Origin of the sequence: Lonsdalea quercina (assembly GCF_900107885.1) — a bacterium.
GTDB classification, from domain to species: domain Bacteria; phylum Pseudomonadota; class Gammaproteobacteria; order Enterobacterales; family Enterobacteriaceae; genus Lonsdalea; species Lonsdalea quercina.
The window spans coordinates 127,118-148,557 of sequence record NZ_FNQS01000007.1; the positions used below are offsets into that span (position 1 = coordinate 127,118).

The following is a 21,440-nucleotide window of genomic DNA, read 5'->3' on the forward strand; positions in this document are numbered from 1 at the left end:
CGAGGGGAAACCGTGGGTTCGTCTGGTTGACAAAGTCGGATATCGGGGCAACGAAATGCGGGCTGACGCCCTGAAAAAGGCACAAAAGAGGGGCGTGAACAGGGAAGGCCCGCCCAAGGGAGAATCCCTTCAGGCGGGCAGGTCACCGTATAAGGACTATCGGCGTAATACCTCGCTTAAGGCCTGAACGCAGGGTGACGTCAGCAGTTCGATATGGTTGCCTTCGCCATAGACACCGCGCAACGTCGGCACCACCGCCTGCCAATCGGATAGCAGCTCAGGGGACGCTTCTTTCGCCATCACCAGAACCGGCGCCGTCGAAGGCAAAGCCGTCGGCCGGTAAGCGGTACGGATATTCGTAGAGAAAACTCGATATATCCCCGCCAGCGCCGACACCTTGGTCTGTTTCGGCAATACACCCTGATCGATCAGACGCTCCAGCATGACCTCCAACCGACGAGGCAAGGTCAGACTGGCAAGGATCTCTTCCGTGAGTGCCAGAGAACAACCTCTCATTTCGAAAAGCTCCGCCAACGACATCAACGCCTGAATATCCGTATACTCCCGGGGTTCTGGCTCGGGCGCATCGGAATCGACCAGCAGCAGCGATGCTGGCACGATCCCTGCTTTTTCCAGCCTGGACGCCAGCTCCAGTGCGACCCAACCGCCAAACGAGTGCCCCAGCAGGTGCACGGTTTTCGTCAGAGAGTAGCGGCTCAGCGCCTGCTGATAACACGCCGCGGCCGCCTCCACGCTGGAATGAGGCACTTCACTGCCCCACAACCCACGCGGTTGCAGCCCCAAAACCGTCCAGTCGTCGGGTAAGCTCTGCACTAACGCTTTGAACGCGAACACGTTATCGCCCGCGCCGGGAATGCAGAGCAGAGTCGGGCCTGCCCCGCTCCCGGCCTGCAGCGCCACCACAGGGTCATCGCTGCTTTCCCTTCCTGAGCGCCCCGTCTGCAACGCCTCACTAATCGCCTTACCGACCTCCTGCACATAAGGTTCCGAGACTAAGCGCCGATGGTCGCCGGGCACCGGAATACGACGAATGGACGACGTCGGCAGCACGCGTTCCCAGCCAAGATAGCGCCCACCCGCGTTCGGCTCATCCTGAGCAATAAACAGATCCAGCCTCAGCGGCAACGTCGGCGCCCGATACTGCACTCGCAGCAAGGCCAACCGGTGGCGCAGCCAGCCACGGTAATATGATGGCGACCACGCCTCTGGGAAAATGCCCGTTTCGCGCCCGATGTCATAGTGATCTTCCAGCCGTCCTCGCCGCGCCCGCGCAATCGCGTCCGGTTGTAGCGCCACCGCCCCGTTGGCCATAGCCTCTAAATCGCCGCGGACCAAAAACGCCAGCATCTCCTCCTCGTCGGTCATCGCCAACATCTCATCCAGCGGGACGGTGAACCCCTCCGGCGAGTCCGGCAGCCGCGTGTCCAGCATGCCCATGAATTCGACCTGTTGATCTTGTCCCAGCAGCTGCGCCGCGATTTCATAAACCATCGTCCCGCCAAACGACCAACCAATCAGCCGATACGGTCCTTCTGGCTGAGCCGCACGGATGATCCGGACATAACGCGCTGCGGCGGCCTCCAGCGTCGCGAAAGGCGGCTGGTGGCAATCCGGTCCTGGCAGCCCGTAGACCGGAATATCGTCGTTGATGCAACGGGTCAGCAATGGCCCATAAAACAGTTCGCCGCTGGCTTCCGGTACGATAAACAGCGGACGCTGTGCTCCCGTAGCGCGAAATACAATAGCCTGATCCGATCCACGTCCAACCTGCGGGCTTTGGGTCTGGATCTCCGCCGCCAGCGCCTGCAATTGCGGCTTAGAAAACAGCGAAGACAGCGTCAGTTGCACGCCTTGCTGCCGCGCCTCATTCACCAGCCTCAGAGCCAGCAGCGAATGGCCGCCCAACGCAAAAAAGTCGTCATGACGGCTGACCTGCTCCACGCCCAGCAAACGCTGCCAGATCTCCGCCAGCGTGCGTTCGATGCGCCCTTGGGGGGCCTCATAATCGCATCGCACTCGCGCGTTGTCGTCCGGCTCAGGCAGCGCCGCGCGGTTCACTTTGCCATTAGGCGTCAGAGGCATCTTCTCCAGCTGCACATAGGCGGAGGGCACCATGTAGGCGGGTAGACGCGCGCCGATCCCCGCCTGTAGCGATGCGATGTCGACATCCGGCTCGGATGCGGTGAAATAGGCCACCAGCTGTTTTTCCTGAGTGACCGTCGTCCGGACTATCACCACGGCCTGCGACACCGCGTCCAGCGTCTGCAACGCCGCCGCAATCTCCTCAGGTTCGATGCGAAAACCGCGAATCTTCACCTGAAAGTCATTGCGTCCCATAAACTCGATATTGCCATCCGGCAGCCAGCGCCCCAGATCGCCGGTCTTGTACATCCGCGCACCCGGTTCGTTCGAGAAAGGATCGGGCAGGAAACGCTCGGTCGTCTGCTCGTCCAGATTCAGGTAGCCGCGCGCGACACCGGCCCCGCCGATATACAGCTCGCCGCTCACGCCGACAGGCACGGGTTGGCGATAGCGATCAAGGATGTAGAGCGTGGTGTTGGCGATCGGCCGGCCAATCGGCATACTTCCCGTTCCGGGGTCCGCGTCGTTCATGCGGAACGCGGTGGCATAGGTCGTCGTTTCCGTCGGCCCATACATATGCAGGAAGTTCTGCGGCGGCCCGACGCGCAGCACCCGCCGTATAAACGTCAGATCGAGCGATTCGCCGCCGACCATCAGGTAACGCAGGTTGGGAAGCACCGGTTGTAGCGTGTCGGCATATTGATTGAACAGTGCGATGGTCATAAAGACGGTATCGACCCGCTGCCGCTGAAGTTCGTCCGCGAAGCGCACAGGATCAAGCACCGTCTCCTGACTGAACAGCACGATACAGCCGCCGTTGAGCAAGGGTCCCCAAATCTCCATCGTACTGGCGTCGAACGCCGGATTGGCAAGGCAGGCCACGCGGTCGCTCTGCCGAAACTCGGCGTAGCCGTTGTTGATGACCAGCTTCACAATATTGCCGTGTTCAACCATCACGCCTTTCGGCTTACCGGTCGAACCGGAGGTGTACATGATATAAGCGAGCTGGGAAGCGTCGCACCGCACCGGCGCGGCGAGGACGTATTCATTCCTGTCAGTCTCGTTCGATAACGGACAATCCAGATTCAGAATCGCACACTCAAGCGGCACCCCGTCGAAGGTCTTGCCCGTGGTTGAATCCGTGATCAGCACCTCGGAGGCACTATCCGCCAGAATAAACTGCAGATGCGCCTGCGGATACCCGCCATCCACCGGAACATAGGCGCCGCCTGCCTTGAGCGTCGCCAATATCGCCACGATCAGCTCGCCGCCGCGCGCCAGCGCGATCGCCACCCGGCTGCCGGGCCGTACGCCCATTGCCACCAGCCGTCCGGCCAGTTGATTGGCTCTCGCATCCAGCTCGCCATAGCTCAGCCGCTGTTCACCGCACATGAATGCCTGCGCATCGGGATGCCGCCGCGCCCTCTCCTCAAACAGCGCAGGCAGGCTCTTCTGCGTCGGGTATTCCGTCCGGGTCTCGTTGAAATCACACAACACCCGCTGCCGCTCGGAAGCAGAGAGCAACGGCACCGCCTGCACCGGTCGATTCGGTTCAGACGCCATGCCTTGCAGCAGCCGTACCCAATAGCGCAAATAGCGCCGTACGGTGACCTCGTCGAACAGAGCGACCGCATAATTCAGATGCCCCACCAGCCGATTGTCTTCCTCGCGCAGCTCCAGAATGAGATCGCACTGCGCGGTCTGGGTTTCGTGATGCAGCGGCGAGAGGGTCAGTCCAGGCAACTCGGCGGATTCTGCGGGAAGATTTTGCCACGCCAACATAGCCTGAAAGACCGGTCCGTGCGACAAACTGCGGGCCGGAGCCAATGCTTCCACGACCTGTTCGAAGGGAATATCCGCATGCGCCTGAGCGGCCAGTTGGGTTTCCCGAATCTGCGCGATCAGCGCGACGGCGTCGGGATCGGCGGACATATCAACGCGCAGCGCCTGAGTATTCACAAACATGCCGATCAGCGGTTCCAGCTCGCGCCGGTGACGACCGGCGACGGGGGTGCCAATAACCACGTCGTCTTGTCCCGACAGTCGGCTCAGCAGCGCCGACCAGCCCGCCAACAGCGTCATAAACAGCGTACCGCCGCAGCGCTGACTCAAGGCTTTCAGCGACTGAGTCAACTCGCGATCCAGTTCCACCGCCAGGCTCGCGCCGCGGTAATCCTGCACCGCAGGTCGGGGGCGGTCGCTCGGCAACGTCAGACACGCCGGGATCCCCTGCAACTGCGCCACCCAATACGCTTGCTGAGCCTGCAGGACTTCGCCCTGCGTATGCTCCCGTTGCCACTCGGCGTAGTCGCCGAACTGGATCGTCATCTCCGGCAACGAGTCGGGTTGGTCTTGTATGAATGCCGAATACAGCGTGCGCAGTTCATTCATCATCACGCCCAGCGACCAGCCGTCGGCGATGATGTGGTGCAACGCCAGACGCAGCCAATGCTCCTGCGCCGAAACCTGAACCAGCTGTCCCTGCGCCAAAGGACCGGCCGTCAGATCGAATTCAGGGGTAAAAGACGCGCGCTCGTCCTGCCGCTCGCTCGCTGTCGCTACCTGCAGCGGGAACCCCCGGTCCTCCGACTCCACCACCTGCACCGGCTCGCCGTCCCGGCACTCAATGTGAGTGCGCAAGGCGGCATGGCGAGCCACGATGCGATCGAGCGCGTGCTGTAGCGCCGACACATCGAGTATCCCCTCCAGTTTGATCCCGCCGGCGATGACGTAGGCCGCGCTGGCGTTGGCATCCCGCTGCGTCAGGAACCAGATGCGTCGTTGAGCCAAAGACAGCGGCGCTTCTTGAGTCTCACGCGGCATTATCGGCGCCAGATCGCTCTGCGTCGCCGCTTCCAGCACGGCGGCGACATCGTGCAGCGCAGAACGCGCAAACAGCGTCGCCAGAGACAGCTCGCGCCCCAGCTCGTCACGTAGTCGCGAAATCAGCTGCACAGCCAGCAGCGAGTGACCACCGAGCGCGAAGAAGTCGTCGTAACGGCTGACGTTTTCCACGCCCAGAAGCGACTGCCAAAGTGCCGCCAGCGTCGTTTCCATGTCGCCCTGCGGCGCGGCATAGGGTTGATGCGAGAAAGCAACCTGATCCGGGAGCGGCAAGGCTTTGCGATCGACCTTGCCGTTCGCGGTGAGCGGCATTTCCGCCAGCGCCATCCAGGCGACGGGCAGCATATAGGCTGGTAGCCGGGCGCTCAGTCGTTCACGCAGACCGTCAGCGCTGATCTCTTGAGGATCGTCGCTGGTGTAGTAGGCGACCAGCCGTTTTTCCTGCGTCAGATCCGTCAGGCTCCAGGCTTCAACCACCGCCTCGCGGATCCCCTCGCAGTCCAGCAGCGCGGACTCGATCTCGCCCAGTTCGATGCGGAAACCGCGGATCTTCAGCTGGAAGTCATTGCGTCCAAGATAGTCGATCGTCCCGTCGTCCCGCCAACGCCCCAAATCGCCGGTTTGATACATCCGCGCTTCGGCATCATGCACAAACGGATCCGGCAGGAAGCGTTCGGCGGTCAAATCCGGACGATTCACGTACCCGCGAGCCACCTGCACACCGCCAATGAACAATTCGCCGCACACGCCCGGCGGCACCGGTTCACCCTGAGCGTCCAAAATATAAACGCGGGTATTGGCGATAGGACGACCGATGTGGAGCGCCGTCTCATCGGCGCTAATGACGCCAGAGGTCGCTACGACGGTGTTTTCCGTCGGGCCGTAGTTGTTGAACAGGGTATAGCGCGCCCCGGCGGGCGGACGGCGTTTAAGCCTGTCGCCGCCGACCAGCAGCGCCCGCAGCGTTGACGGCGACATGTCACGGGCGAATGCCAGCTCAGCGACGGGCGTCGGCAAAAAGCTGACGTCCAGCGGCTGCGCCGCCCACCATGCCAGCAGCTGCTGCGGATCCCGTGATATCTCCGGCGTCGGCATCACCAACATGGCCCCGACCGACAGCGGCGGCCAGATCTCCCAGGCCGCGGCGTCGAATCCCAATCCCGCCACGCAGGACGAGATGTCTTCCGCCCGCAGATCGAACGCCTCCTGGTGCCAATGAACCAGATTCACGACATGTCGATGTTCGACCATGACGCCCTTCGGCTGGCCGGTCGAACCGGAGGTATAGATGAGATAGGCCGGGTGATGAGGCGTCAGCCCAAGCGCTTCTGTCGGAAGATTGTCCCGCGACAACTGCGCCCAAGGCCGGATCTCCCCCTCCATCAAGACCAGCGTCACCGCTGACGGCGGCGCCCCCAAACGCTCGCGCACGTCGCGGCTGGTTACCACCGCCTGCGGCGCGCTGTCTTCCAGAATATAGGCCAGTCGTTTCGTCGGCAGCGCCGGGTCCAGCGGCACGTAGGCGGCCCCTGACTTCAACGCCGCCAGCAGCGCGACAATCAGATCGCCACCGCGATCCAGCGCGATAGCCACCCGATCGCCCGGTCTCACGCCCTGCGCCTTCAGCCAGTGCGCCAGCTGATTAGCCTGCGCATTCAATTCGCCATAGCGCAGGCTCCGGCCGCCGCACAGCACCGCCTGCGCATCCGGTTGACGGGCCGCCTGCGTCTCGAACAGCGAATGTAGACTGTACCCGGTTGGATAGTCGGCGTGCGTGGCATTGAAGTCGCACAGTACCTGACGGCGCTCCTCTTCCGACAATAGCGGCAACGCCGTCACCGGCGTTGCCGGCGAAGAGACCATGCCGGCGAGCAGCCGCTGCCAATAGCCCAAATAACGGCGCACCGTGCTTTCATTGAACAGCGCGCGGGCGTAATACAGCCCTCCGCTGAGCTCATCGCCCTGTTCGCTCAGGACCAGACTGAGATCGAACGGCGACACCGTCGCCTCGTCTTGCAGCTCCGTCACCGTCATGCCGGGCAGCGTCAGCGCCCCTTCCGGCGTATTCTGCAGCGTCATCATGACCTGAAAGATCGGGCTGTGAGACAGGCTTCGGGACGGCGCCAGCGTCTCCACGACCTGCTCGAACGGAATATCGGCGTGCGTCTGCGCCGCCTGTGCGGTCGCTTTCACCTGTTCCAGCAGCGTCACGGCATCCGGTTGGGCCGACAGGTCAACGCGCAGCGCCTGCGTGTTGACGAACATGCCAATCAATGGCTCGACCTCGCGGCGATGACGGCCAGCGTTAGGAGAACCGATCACCACATCCTCCTGCCCGGACAACCGACTCATCAATGCCGCCCAGCCCGCCATCAGCGTCATATACAGCGTGGCATTCCCGCGCTGGCTCAGCGCCTTCAGCGACTGTGTGAGCGCGGCGTCCAGCGACACCGCCACGCGGCCGCCACGATAATCCTGCGTCTGCGGTCTGGGACGATCGGTCGGCAGCGTCAGACATTCGGGCGCGCCGCGCAGCTGTTCCGCCCAGTAGTGCTGCTGCGCCTGCATCCGCTCGCCGCACAGATAGTGCTGCTGCCAGGCGGCGTAATCGCCGTACTGGATCGGCAGCGCGGGCAGAGGATCGTCTCTGTGCTGATTGAACGCGGCATACAGCGTTCCGATCTCCTTCATCAGCACGCCGATAGACCAACCGTCGGCGATAATATGGTGCAGCGCCAGCCGCAGCCAGTGCGTTTGTTCAGATACCGTGACCAGCTGCGCCAGCGCCAGCGGCCCGGCCGTGAGATCGAACGTCGGCGGGAAGCTCAGTGGATCGCGCGGGTCGTCTCGCCCGACCACGCTGAGCGGAAAGCCGCGGTTCTCCGCCTCAATCACCTGAACCGGCGTGCCGTCGCGAACCTCGATATGCGTACGCAACACGTCATGCCGCGCATAAACGCGATCCAGCGCCTGGCGCAGCGCCGCCGTATTCAGCGGCCCTTCAAGCTTCAGACCGCCCGCCAGCACGTAGGCGTCTCCCGCCGCCGCGTCCATCTGGCTTAACACCCAGATTCGCCGTTGCGCCAAAGACAACGGAGCGTCTTCTCCTGCTTTCAGCGGAAGGATTTCGGTCAGCGTCTCCTGCGACGCGGCGTCCAGCGACGCGGCCAACCCGCTGATCGACGGATAGGCGAATAACGTCGCCAGCGGTAGCGCCCGATGCAGCGTTTCCTGCACCTGGGAAACGAGCTGCATCGCCAGCAGAGAGTGCCCGCCCAGCGCGAAGAAGTTGTCGTGACGACTCACCTTCTGCACGCCGAGCAGCGACTGCCAGATCGCCGCCAGCGCCATTTCCGTTTCCCCTTGCGGCGCTTCGTAGGGCTGCTGTGCATAGGCCGATTCATCCGGCGCAGGCAATGCCTTGCGGTCTACCTTGCCGTTCGGCGTTAACGGCACGTTCTCCAGCGCGACCCAGGCAGCAGGCACCATGTAGTCAGGAAGACGCTCGCTCAGCGCCGTCCGCAACCCCTCGCGGGTGATCGTCGCGTCAGCCTCCGCTACGTAATAAGCGACCAGCCGGGCTTCCTCATGTTCACCGCTCAGCGCCGTCACCACCGCCTCGCGCACGCCCGCGCAGGCCAACAGCGCCGTCTCGATCTCGCCCAGTTCGATACGGAAACCGCGGATCTTGACCTGGAAGTCGTTACGCCCCAGATATTCCAGCACGCCGTCGGGCCGTCTGCGCCCCAGATCGCCGGTTTGATACATACGGGCATCGGTATCGCGGCAGAAGGGGTCGGGCAGGAAGCGCTCCGCCGTCAGGTCAGGACGGTTGAAATACCCCAGACTGACGCCATCGCCACCGATGTAAATCTCGCCCGGCACGCCGGTCGGCACCGGCTGTCCTTCCGCGTCCAGCAGGTAGACCCGCGTATTGGCGACGGGATGACCGATGGGGATCGACACCTCTTCAGATCCGATGCGCCACGTCGTCGACCAAACCGTGGTCTCCGTGGGACCATACATATTCCACAGCGCGTCAACGCGCGGGATCAATGCCGCCGCTAACGTCGGCGAAAAAGCCTCACCGCCTATTAATCCCGTCAAGCCGGGCGCGCCTTCCCAACCGGCGGCCAGCAACAGTTTCCACGTCGCCGGCGTGGCCTGAAACAGCGAGATCGCCTGCGCGTTCAGATAATGCCCCAACCTTTTACCGTCCCGGCGCAGGTCGTCGCTCGCCAGATGCAGCTGACCGCCCGCGATCAACGGCAGGTAAATTTCCAGAACGTGAATATCAAAGGAGACGGTGGTGACCGCCAGCACTCGGGTATGCGACGCCGCCTGATGCTGATGCCGCTGACTGTGCAGGAAATTCACGACGGCCCGGTGCGGCACCGTCACGCCTTTGGGACGGCCGGTCGAGCCGGAGGTATAAATGAGATAAGCCGGATGCTTCGCCGTCAGCCCGCGCGACACAGGGGCCAGATTGGCCTCGGCGCACCGCGTCCACGGACCGGTTGCATCATCGCACTCCAGCAACGTGGCCGAGTCAGGCAGTTCGCCCAGCGCGGCACGTGTTGTTTGCGAGGCGATCACCGCGATAGGCGCGCAGTCATGCAGTAACGCGTTAAGTCGCGCCGACGGCTGGGCCGGGTCCAAGGGCACATAGGCCGCGCCCGCCTTAAGCACCGCCAGCAACGAGGCAATCAGCTCAGGACCGCGCGGCAGCGCCACGGCCACCCGGGTCTCCGGGCCGGCCCCGTGCGCCACGAGCCAGTGCGCCAGTTGGTTAGCCATGCGGTTAAGTTCGCCGTAGCTCAGCGTCCGTTCGTCGGAGACCACCGCCAGCGCCTCAGGCTGCGCGGCGGCCTGATATTCGACCCATTCGTGGACGCAGGCGTCGCGGGGGTAGTCCACCTGCGTCGCATTAACCTCGTCCAGAACCTGTCGCCGCTCATCGGCAGACAGTAGCGGCAGCGACTGCACCGCGCAGTCAGGCTGCTGCGCCATGCCGCGTAGTATCCGTAGCCAGTAGCTCAGATAACGCCGCACCGTATCCGCATCGAACAGGGCCTTCGCATAGCACAGCGTCCCTTCGCATCCCCCGTCGGTTTCCGTCAACGTCAGATTCAAATCGACCTGCGCCATCGTGGCTTCGCCCTCCAACGGCGAGGCCACGACGCCAGGCAGGGTAAACGGCTGCTGCGGCGTATTTTGCAGCGACAGCATCACCTGAAACAGCGGGCTGTGAGACAGGCTGCGGGTCGGCGCGACCGCTTCCACCACCTGCTCCAAAGGGATGTCGGCGTAACGCTGGGCCGCCAGCGCCGTGTCTCGCACCTGCTTCAGCAGCGCGGGCGTGTCCAATGGTTCCGAGAGATCGATTCTCAGCGCCTGCGTATTGACGAACATGCCGATCAGCGACTCGACCTCGCGGCGGTGACGGCCGGCCGTCGGTACGCCGACGACGATGTCGTCCTGAGCCGACAGACGGCTCATCAACGCCGCCCACCCCGCCAACAGCGTCATGAACAGCGTACAACCGTGGCGCCGCGCCAGCGCTTTCATCTCGCTCAGCAACGTCGCGTCCAGCGTCACTGACGCGCAGGCGCCGTCGTAATCCTGTACCCGCGGACGCGGGCGATCGGTCGGCAGCGCCAGACACGTCGGCGCGCCCCGGAGTTGCGTCCGCCAGTAGTCGCGCTGCGTTTCCAGCGCCTCGCCGCTCAGTTGCGCATGCTGCCACGCCGCATAGTCGGCATATTGAATTGGCAGCGGCGGCAAAGGATCGGCCTGTCCCTGGCTAAACGCCGTATAAAGGGCGTTCAACTCATGCAGAAAAATCCCGAGCGACCATCCGTCGGCAATCAAGTGATGCAGCGCAATGCGCAGCAGGCACTCCCCTTCGCCCAGACATACCAGCTGTCCGCCCAGCAGCAGGCCAGCTTCCGGATCGGGCCGCAGCGTGAAATCCGGCAGCGGTTCCGAGGCATCCGATAACGTCCGGATTTCCAGCGCGAAGCCGCTGTCGGCGGAAGCGATGAGCTGACGCGGCGTCCCCGCCACGTTAACCACCCGCGTCCGTAGAATTTCATGACGGGCGACGATGCGGTCCAACGCCGCCTGCAGCGCCACCGTATTCACCTGGCCCCTGAGCCGATAGGCCATGCTCAGGAGATAACGCTCCGGCGCTTGCGACTCCATTTGCGACAGAAACCACAGCCCGCGCTGGACGGGCGCCAGCGGCATCCCGCCTTCGACGCGCGGCGCGCGAGGGATCGGTTGTCGACTGCCCGCGGCTTTCGGCTTAAGCCCTTTAGCTTTTGCCAGCGCCAGCAGTTTGGCCTTTTGCTCCCGCGTGAGGGGCTGGACAGAGGATGAGGTTTCTTCCGTGTTCTGCATTATTCTTCTCCTTCCATAGATGCCGCCATATCCAGCAGCTCTGCGATATCAAACTCTTCGATGCTCAGGTCCAGGATCCGCTCGCTGAGCGCGCTCAGACTCGGATGGGCAAAAATTTCCGCCAACGGCACGTCGACGTCCAGCTCAAGCCGGAGTCGGGACACCAGCTGCACCGCCAGCAGCGAGTGCCCGCCCAGTTCGAAAAAGTTGTCGTGCCGGCCGATGCGCTCGACGCCCAACAATGACAGCCAGATTGCCGCTACCGCCTGTTCGGTTTCATCCTGCGGCGCTTCAAACGCCGCATGCGCGAACGCATCGTCACCGGGTTCCGGCAACGCGTGGCGGTTCACCTTGCCGTTGGGCGACAGTGGGAACTCGGTCAATGCCACCCAGGCCGCGGGCACCATATAGGCAGGCAGCTGCGCCACGAGATGAGCGCGCATCGCCTCGATTTTCGCGCTCCCCCGGTAGTAAGCGACCAGCCGTTTTTCTCCTCCGCACTCACGCGGAACGACCACCGCCGCCTCAACGTACGGACATCCGCTCAGACAGGCTTCCACCTCGCCTGGCTCGATGCGGAATCCTCGGATCTTGACCTGATCGTCGTTGCGTCCCAGATAATCGAGGATGCCGTTTTTGCGCCAACGTCCCCGGTCGCCGGTTTTGTACATCCGCGCGTCCGCCTCAGAGGAGAAAGGATCTCGGATAAACCGCTCGGCGGTGAGCGCCGGCTGATTCAGGTAACCTCTCGCCACGCCGACGCCGCCGATATAGATCTCCCCCGCCACGCCGACTGGCACGGGTTCGCCTTTTTCATCCAGGATGTAGAGTCGGCTGTTGGCGATAGGACGCCCGATAGGCGGCTGGGGCACCCCGTTCGAAAATGTCGCCGGACAGACGAATTCACTCGCCACGTGCGTTTCCGCCGGGCCGTACTGGTTGTGAAGCCGGACATGCTCCGAGTGCTGGAACAACGCCCGCACATCAGGCCCGAGGCGCAACGCCTCGCCGCTGGCGATAATCTCCATCGACGGCGGCACGCGCCCCGAAGCGCGATACATCTGCGCCAGCGCAGGCAGGACTGACGGCGGAATAAAGGCCCGCTCGATGTGCTGCTCCAGCAGATCCGCCAGCCTGGGCATATCGAGCCGCACGTCGTCCGGGACGATGATCAACCGCCCTCCGCCGATCAACGCGCTGAGGATCTCCTGGCTCGCCACATCGAAGCCAAAAGAAGCAAACTGTAGCGTGGCACCCGCTGGGCGCTGGTTCTGCCAATGGATTAAATTGACCAGCGGCGCGTGCGGCATCGCCACGCCTTTGGGGCGTCCGGTCGAGCCGGAGGTATAGATGATGTAAGCCAGATGACGCGGGGTCAGCCCGATACGTTGCGGATCCGGATCGCTGCGCTCTGACTTGGCCCACAGCGGCTCATCCGCGCTCAGGTCGAGGATGGGCGGCAACGCGGAACAAGACGCCAGCGAAGAGCGGCCGACGTCGTCACACAGTACCGCCAGCGGCGTGCAGTCGGCGATCATGTGAGCCAGCCGCTCGGTAGGATAGAGAGGATCAAGCGGCACATAAGCGCCGCCGGCTTTCAGAATTCCCAGCAGCGCCACGACCATATCAGGCCCCCGCGCCACGCAGATCGCCACGCGATCGTCCGGACGCACGCCCTCAGCCATCAGCCAGTGCGCCAGTTGGTTGGCCCGCTCGTTCAGCTCGCCGTAGCTCAGCCGCCGTTCGCCGCTGACCAACGCCGTTGCCGTCGCCTGCCGATGCGCCTGCATCTCGAACAATTCATGCAGACAACGGTCTGCCGGATAGGCGGACTCCGTGGCGTTGAACGCCGTGAGCACCCGCTGCCGCTCATCGGCGGAGACCAGCGGCAGCGTGGCTACCGGCTGCGCGGCGGAGGCGACCATCCCCCGCAACAGACGCTGCCAGTAGTCCAGATAACGCTGGGCGGTATCCTCATCAAACAGCGCGGTCGCATAATACAGCGTGCCTTCCAGCAGCCCGTTCGCCTCACGTAATTCCAGATTCAAATCGAACTGACAGGTCGCCGTCTCGTTAGGCAACGGCGACACTTGAAGCTCAGGTAACTCAATCGCCATGTCAGGCAGATTGTGCAGCGCCATCATCACCTGGAAGATTGGACTGTGGGACAGCGTGCGCACCGGCGCGACGGCTTCAACCACCTGTTCGAACGGAATGTCAGCGTGGCTCTGCGCCGCCAGCGTGGTACGCCTGACCTGCGCCAGCAGCGCCGCCGTGTCCATCTCTGGCGTCACGGCAACCCGCAGCGCGAGCGTGTTGACGAACATCCCGATCAGCGGTTCGATTTCCTGTCGATCGCGCCCGGCGATAGGCGACCCGATCACGATGTCATCCTGCCCGGAAAGGCGGCTCATCAACGCAGACCAACCGGCTAACAGCGTCATATACAGCGTACAGCCGTGTTGCTGACCTAACGTCTTCAACGCCTGCGTCAGGTCGGCGTCCAGCGTCAGGGTTTTATACGCCCCGGCAAAGCTCTGCAACGGCGGACGGGGTCGGTCCGTCGGCAACATCAGATTGTCAGGCGCGCCGCGCAGCTGTTCGACCCAGTAACGTTGCTGCTCCTGCATTCGCTCGCCCTGCAAATGTTGTCGCTGCCAAGCGGCATAGTCGCCGTATTGGATAGGCAGCGGCGGCAGCGGGTCGGGTTGTCCCTGACTTAATGCGCTATAGAGGGTACCTAGCTCGCGCATCAGAATGCCGACCGACCAGCCGTCGGCGATAATGTGGTGCAGCGCCAACCTCAGCCAGTGTTCCTGCGGGGAAATACGGAGCAGTTGCCCCTGCGCCAGCGGGCCGGTCGTGATGGACACTGACGGCGTGAACGGTTCCGGGCGATCCTGGCTGCCGCTCATATCCAGCCGGTGCAGGGGGAAACCGCTCTCCGCAGGAGCAATCGCCTGCACGTCGACGCCGTCTCGGTGAACGATGTGCGTGCGCAGTGCCGCATGACGCAGCACGATACGATCCAACGCCTGTTGCAACGCGGCGAGGTTCAGATCGCCCTGTAGTCTAATCCCGCCGGTAATCATATAGGCCGCGCTTGCCGCCGGATCCATTTGCACCAATAACCAGAGGCGTTGCTGCGCCAGCGACAGCGGAGGCTCAGCCGCCGCCAGGCGAGAAATCGCCGGTAACGGCGGTACCGCCTTCTCGCCCAGCGCCTGCGCCATCTCGCATAGCGTGGGATGCATGAACAGCGTTTTCAGGTCCAGCTCCCGCTGCATTTCGCTGCGAATACGCGAGATCAACTGCACCGCCAGCAGCGAGTGCCCGCCCAACAGGAAGAAGTTATCCCGGCGCCCCACCGTCTCCACGCGCAGCAACGCTTGCCAGATGGCGGCTAACGCCAGCTCCACCTTGCCCTGCGGCGCTTCATAGTGTTGCCGTGCAAATGCGGAGTCATCCGGCTCAGGCAGCGCACGCCGGTCAACCTTGCCATTGGCCGTCAGAGGCAGGCTTTCCAGCGGCACCCAGGCCATCGGCACCATGTATTCAGGCAAGCGCGCCAGCAGCTGTTCACGCAGTACGTCGATAGAGGGTGCATTCGTGCCCTGCTCCGCCAGATAGTAGGCGATCAGACGTTTTTCTTGAGCGGCGCCCCCCTGCGCGACCACCACGGCCTGCTGGATCCCCTCGCAGTGCAACAGGGCATCTTCGATTTCGCCCAGCTCAATGCGAAAGCCGCGGATCTTCACCTGGAAGTCGCTGCGTCCCAGAAACTCGATCGTGCCGTTGGCGCGCCAGCGCCCCAAATCGCCGGTGCGGTACAGTCGCGCATGCGGCTCGGAGGAGAACGGGTCGGGAATAAAACGCTCGGTAGTGAGATCCGGGCGGTTGAGATACCCTCGCGCCACCTGCGCGCCGCCGATATACAGTTCTCCGCACACCCCCACCGGAACCGGCTGCATCCGCGCATCCAGAATATAGGTTTGGGTATTGGCGATGGGACGACCGATGTGCAGCAGCGCTTCATCGGCGCAGATGTCTCCGGAGGACGCCACCACCGTATTTTCGGTCGGTCCGTAGTTGTTTATCAGGGTGAAACGCGCCCCGGCAAACGGCTGACGAGTCAGACGATCACCGCCGACCAGCAGCGTGCGCAGCGTGGCAGGAGCCACCTCGCGGACAAACGCCAGTTCAGCGACGGGCGTCGGCAGGAAACTCACGTCAAGCGGCTGCGCGCTCCACCACGCCAGCAGTTGATCCGGATCGCGTGAGATTGCCGGCGACGGCAGCAGCAACCGCGCGCCGATCGACAGCGCAGACCAGATCTCCCAGGCGGCCGCGTCGAAGCCCAGACCCGCCACGCTGGAAACGCAGTCCCGTGAGCGCAGGGCGAAGGACTCGCAGTGCCAATGCACCAAATTGATGATATTGCGATGCTCGACCATGACGCCTTTCGGACGACCTGTCGACCCCGAGGTGTAAATGAGGTACGCCAGATGAAACGACGTCAGCCCTACCGCCGCAAGCGGAATATTGTCCTGCGGGCAGCGCGTCCACGGACGGGCGGCGCCATCAATGACGAACGTATGAGGATGGGGCGACAGTTCACCCATTCGGCTACGCAGCGCGCGTTCGGTGATGATGGCCTGCGGCCCGCTATCTTCCAGCAGATAGGCCAGACGTTCAGTAGGCGTCGACGGATCGATCGGCACATAGGCCCCGCCGGCCTTCAGCGTCGCCAGCATCGCGACGATCAGATCGCAGCCGCGTTCCAGCACTATCGCCACTCGGCCGTCCGGCCGGACGCCCTGCGTCATCAGCCAGTGGGCCAGTTGGTTAGCGCGCCGGTTCAGTTCGCCGTAGCTCAGGCGTTCTCCGTCGCACTCCACCGCCGCCGCGTTCGGCTGTCGCTCCGCCTGCACTTCGAACAGCGTATGCAGGGCATTTTCGGCCGGATAGTCAGCACGCGTGGCGTTGAAGCCAAACAACAGCTGACGGCGTTCGTCGTCGGGTAACAGCGGCAGCGTCTGCACCGGTTGATGCGGATCCGCCGTCATCCCGCGCAACAGCGCATGCCAATAGTCCAGATAGCGCCGGGCCGTCGCGGCGTCAAACAGTGCGGTGGCGTAGTAGAGCCGTCCGGTGATCCGACCATCGGCCTCACGGAGATCCAGGCTAAGATCGAATTGGGCCGTCTCCACGGGATCAGCCATCAGGGAGGTGTTCAGACCCGGCAACGTAAATGTCACCTCCGGCGTATTCTGCAACGCCAGCATCACCTGAAATACCGGGCTGTGAGACAGACTGCGGGCAGGCGCCAGCATCTCCACCACCTGCTCGAAGGGAAGATCCGGATGTTCCTGCGCCGCCAGCGTCATCGCCTTCACCTGCGCGAGCAGCGCGACGGTATCCGGCTGTTCCGACAAATTGACGCGCAGCGCCAGCGTATTGACGAACATGCCGATCAGCGGCTCCAGCTCCTGACGACCGCGGCCAGCGACCGGGCTGCCGATCACGACATCCTCCTGACCGGACAAACGGCTCATCAGCGCCGACCAGCCCGCCAGCAGTATCATGAACAGCGTCGCGCCATGACGCTGACTCAGCGACTTCAGATCCTGCGTCAACGACGGCTCCAGCTCAATATTCAGGCTGGCGCCGCGATAGTCCTGCATCGGCTGACGCGGCCGGTCGCTGGGCAGCGTCAGGCAATCCGGGATCCCGCTCAGCTGTTTTTCCCAATACGCCTGCTGGGCGCGCAGCTCCTCTCCCTGCATGTGTTGCTGCTGCCAGGCCGCGTAGTCACCGAATTGGATAGCCAGCGGAGGTAACGGATCGCCGCTGCCCTGACTGAACGCGGTGTACAGGCTTTGCAGTTCCTGAAGAAAAATGCCGACCGACCAACCGTCGGCGACCAGGTGATGCAACGACAAACGCAGTCGGTGCTCCTGCGCGCCGACGACGGTTAGCTCGCCGTACGCCAACGCGTCCGTGACTGGTTCAAATGCGGTATCGGACGAGGCCGTCGGATCGTCCGCCGTTATCTGTCGAAGCGGAAACCCACCATCGTCAGAGGCGATAACCTGCACCGGCGTGCCATCACACTCGGCAATACGGGTGCGCAGCGCGGCGTGACGAGCCACGATACGATCGAGCGCCTGCGTAAGCGCCGTGACGTTAAGCTCGCCCTCTATCTGGATCGTAAATGCGATGAGGTATGCCGCCCGCGCGCTGTCATCCATGCGCGACAGGAACCACAGTCGTTGCTGAGCCAAAGACAGCGGAGGATGAACGCCCTCCGCCAACGGCATGATGTCGGGCAGATGCCCGTTGGTCGGCGCGATGTCCAACGTGGCCGCCAGTTCATGCAGCACCGGACAGTCGAACAAGGTCGCGACCGACAGCTCCCGTTGAAGTTCGCTGCGCACGCGGGAAATCAGCTGCACCGCCAGCAGCGAATGCCCCCCCAGCGCAAAGAAGCTGTCGTGGCGCCCGACTTGCTCCACGCCCAAGACCGAGCGCCAGATCGCAGCCAGCGTCGTTTCCGTGTCGCCTTCCGGCGCCTCATACACCTGATGCTCGAAAGCCTCAAGATCCGGGGCTGGCAGCGCTCTGCTATCCACTTTACCGTTCGACGTCAGCGGTATGGAGTCCAATGCTACGTACGCCGCCGGCACCATAAAGGCCGGTAAACGTTTACCGAGCTGTGCCTTCAGCGCTTCCGTCGTCGGAGCCTGTCCGCGATCGTCCACCACGAAGTAGGCGACCAGCCGTTTATCCTGCTCCGTGCCTATAGCCGTCACTACGGCTTCTTTGACGCCGTCACAGGCCTGCAGGGCAGATCCGATCTCCCCGAGTTCGATGCGGAACCCGCGGATCTTGACCTGAGAATCGTTACGGCCGAGATACTCCACCGTGCCGTCTTCACGCCAACGGCCCAAATCGCCGGTGCGGTACATCCGCGCACCCGCCTCGCCATAAAATGGGTCGAGCGGGAATCGCGCTTCCGTCAGCGCAGGCTGATTCAGGTAGCCGCGCGTTACCCCGGCGCCGCCGACGTACAGCTCGCCCGGCACGCCTAACGGCACCGGCTCGCCATGACCGTCCAGGATGTACAGCCGCAGGTCCGGCAGCGGCCGGCCTATCGGGCTATCTCCCGTTGGCATCCCCGCCGTTAACGGACAGTGCGTCACATGCACCGTCGTTTCGGTGATGCCGTACATATTCACCAGTTGCGTATCTACGTCCGGGTTCTGCTGGTACCACGGCGTCAACGCCGCCACGTCCAGCGCCTCTCCCCCGAAAATCACGTAGCGCAGCGCGTGACGCTCAGGGCTGTCCGCCTGCGCCGCCGTCAGTTGGCGGAAGACCCCCGGCGTCTGGTTCAGCACCGTCACGCCTTCGCGGCACACCAGCTGATACAGCGCCTGCGGCGAGCGCGTCACCGCCTGCGGCACCACCACCAGACGTCCGCCGTGCAGCAGGGCGCCCCAGATTTCCCATACCGAGAAGTCGAAGGCGTAAGAGTGGAATAGCGTCCAGATGTCCCGATGGTCGAAGTCGAAGAGTGCCTGCGTCGAGGTCAGAAGGCGGGTGACGTTGCGGTGCTCCACCATCACGCCCTTGGGCTGGCCGGTCGAGCCGGAAGTGTAAATGATGTAGGCCAGATGATGTGGTGTCAGGCCAAGCGAGGCGGCGGGAATATTTTCATCTGAATGATGCGTCCAGGTCGGGGCATCGCCGTCCAGTACCATCAGCGACAGCCTCTGCGGCAGCTCGCCCAGCGACGGCAGGCTGCTGCTGTGGGTAATCAATACGTCGGGCGCGCTGTCTTTCAGCATGTACTGCAAACGGGCCTGCGGGTAACTCGGGTCCAGCGGCACATAGCCCGCACCGGCCTTGAGTACCGCCAGAATGGCGACGATAAGTTCGCTGCCGCGCGGCAATGCAATCGCCACCCGACTGTCGGGCTGCACGCCCTGCGCTATCAACTGCCGGGCCAGCGGGTTAGCGCGACGGTTCAGCTCGTCGTAGCTCAGCGAATCGCCATCAAAACTCACCGCTACCGCATCGGGGCGCTCCTTGGCCTGCTGCTCGAACAGCTCGTGAAGACAGAATGGGGAGGACGACGCTGGCGCGGATGCGGAATGCCACTGGCGCATTAAAGCTCGTTCTTCAGGCAACAGCAGCGGCAGTTCTGCGACAGGCCGACTCAGCTCAGTCGCCGCCGAACTGAGAAAGTGGCTAATGCGTCGCAGATGCCATGCTAACTCTCGTTCGTGGTAGAGCGCGGCATTGGCATTCAAACATAGCTCAATGCCTTCGTTTACCCCCCGGTCGAACAGCGTAATGGAGAGATCGTCGACCGGTCCCAGCAAGAGATTGTGAACTTTGGCTTTCGCGCCCTCGAAAGTCAGCGAATCGTTATGGCAAGGAAGAATATTAATCAGTGTGGAAAACAGCGTTTCACGCCCGGCAGCCATTCCCAGATCGGCTTTCAACGTCTCATACCGATAGCGTTGATGCCGCGATACTTCCAGCACAGTACGTTTTGTCTGTTCGAGTCCTGCGGACAGCGTGGTTGTCGGATTCACGCGCAACCGCAACGGCAGCACATTGCTCATCATGCCGGGGTAACGCCGCAATGCCTTGCCGACACGGGCCGTCATCGGCATCCCCAGCAGCAGATCTTCCTGTCCCGTGATCCGGTGTAAGTAGAACGCGACCAGCGTGATTAACAATGCCGGCAACGAAGCGTTATGCTGCTCCGCTACCTGCCGCAGCAGCTGATGTGTTTGCTCGGGAAGATAACGCTGCCGATGCAGTATATCGGCGCAGCTGGCCTGTCTGCCGGAGATACTCACCGGATCCGGTCGATTCGCGAGCTGTTCCAGCCAGTATTCGCGATCACGGCATAAGCGGGATGAGGCGTCGTAGTCCTGCTCACCCCTCTTGGCTTGTGCAAGCCCGAGAAGGTCGTGGTCCGTAGCCACCTCCCCTGTTAAGAACACGGCGTAGCGCTCCGCGACCCGCTGAATAAATATCGAGACGCTGTAACCATCCATGACGATATGGTGGTGACACTGGTAAAAAAGAAAATGTTCCTCCGCTAGCTGAATCAGCGCGAACGAAAAAAGCGGCCCCTGTTCCAGGTCAAACGACCTGTTGCAAGCATCCTCCATCCACTGCTTCGCCTTCTCCAGCGGATCGCTTTCCTGACGAAAGTCGAGCACAGGGAAAGGCCAGGACGACGCCACATCCGTCGACTGCGTAATGTCAAAGGACGAAACGTGTAAACGCACTCGCAGGGACTCTATTTCTTGAACGGTGGTTCTTACCGCCATTTCAAATCGCTGTGGGTTTAGCGCCACCGGTATCTCAAGATATTCGGCCACGTTAAAGACTTTAGCTTCCGCTTCAGGATTGAGATGCTGAGCAAACCAGATACCTTGCTGAGCGTGGTTGAGGGGATGAATGGACTGTGTTTCCCGTGTCAGACCGGGCTGCATATCAACATTTGACATAGGACTCCTTTCTTACATCATTAATTAGATCACAAACTAAAAACTGTCATTAATTCACTCATCCCTCATCATTTCGACGTTAACTATTCTCATGTCAAAGATTATTCTTATATTAATTAATGGTGATAGGTGAAAATACTATAAATAACAAAAATCGCCTCAATAATGAGACTTAGGAAAACGGTCACTGAGGACAACACAGAACTATTGGATAAAGCAAAAACAGGATCCGAGGACGAGGCTGTGATACATGTCATATAGCGCCTATCATAAAGCTGCCTTCTGTTTATATATAAACTCACCGCCAATAAAAAATGTTAAAAAGACAAGCTGAGATGACTGAATAAAAGGATGCCTCCACCCCGCGCAATTCTCATCATAACGACATCCTTACCACAACAATTAAAAATCCACAGAACAAAACAAAAACCAACAAAACCGATAAAAAACAATAAGTAAAAAACAACCCGCAAAGCAATGGGGCATATGCGGGGTTTTTTATTCTGTTTTTAAGAATATGAAATTCGGTCTGCGCCATTAGATAGCATGAAATTAATA

2 protein-coding genes are annotated in these 21,440 nt (G+C 62.1%); both read right to left on the bottom strand.

All coding sequences use genetic code 11. The features are described 5' to 3' along the window. Positions 1-156 precede the first annotated feature (156 nt). Positions 157-11,349: a non-ribosomal peptide synthetase gene (locus BLU64_RS11210; protein ID WP_074728739.1), complete on the bottom strand. Its 11,193-nt coding sequence runs from the start codon at positions 11,347-11,349 to the stop codon at positions 157-159. After that, the gene (locus BLU64_RS11215; RefSeq protein ID WP_074728741.1) at positions 11,349-20,882 is read right to left on the bottom strand and encodes a non-ribosomal peptide synthetase; all 9,534 of its coding nucleotides are present in this window, start codon (positions 20,880-20,882) and stop codon (positions 11,349-11,351) included. Before BLU64_RS11215 ends, BLU64_RS11210 begins: the two co-directional genes overlap by 1 nt. Positions 20,883-21,440: the final 558 nt, after the last annotated feature.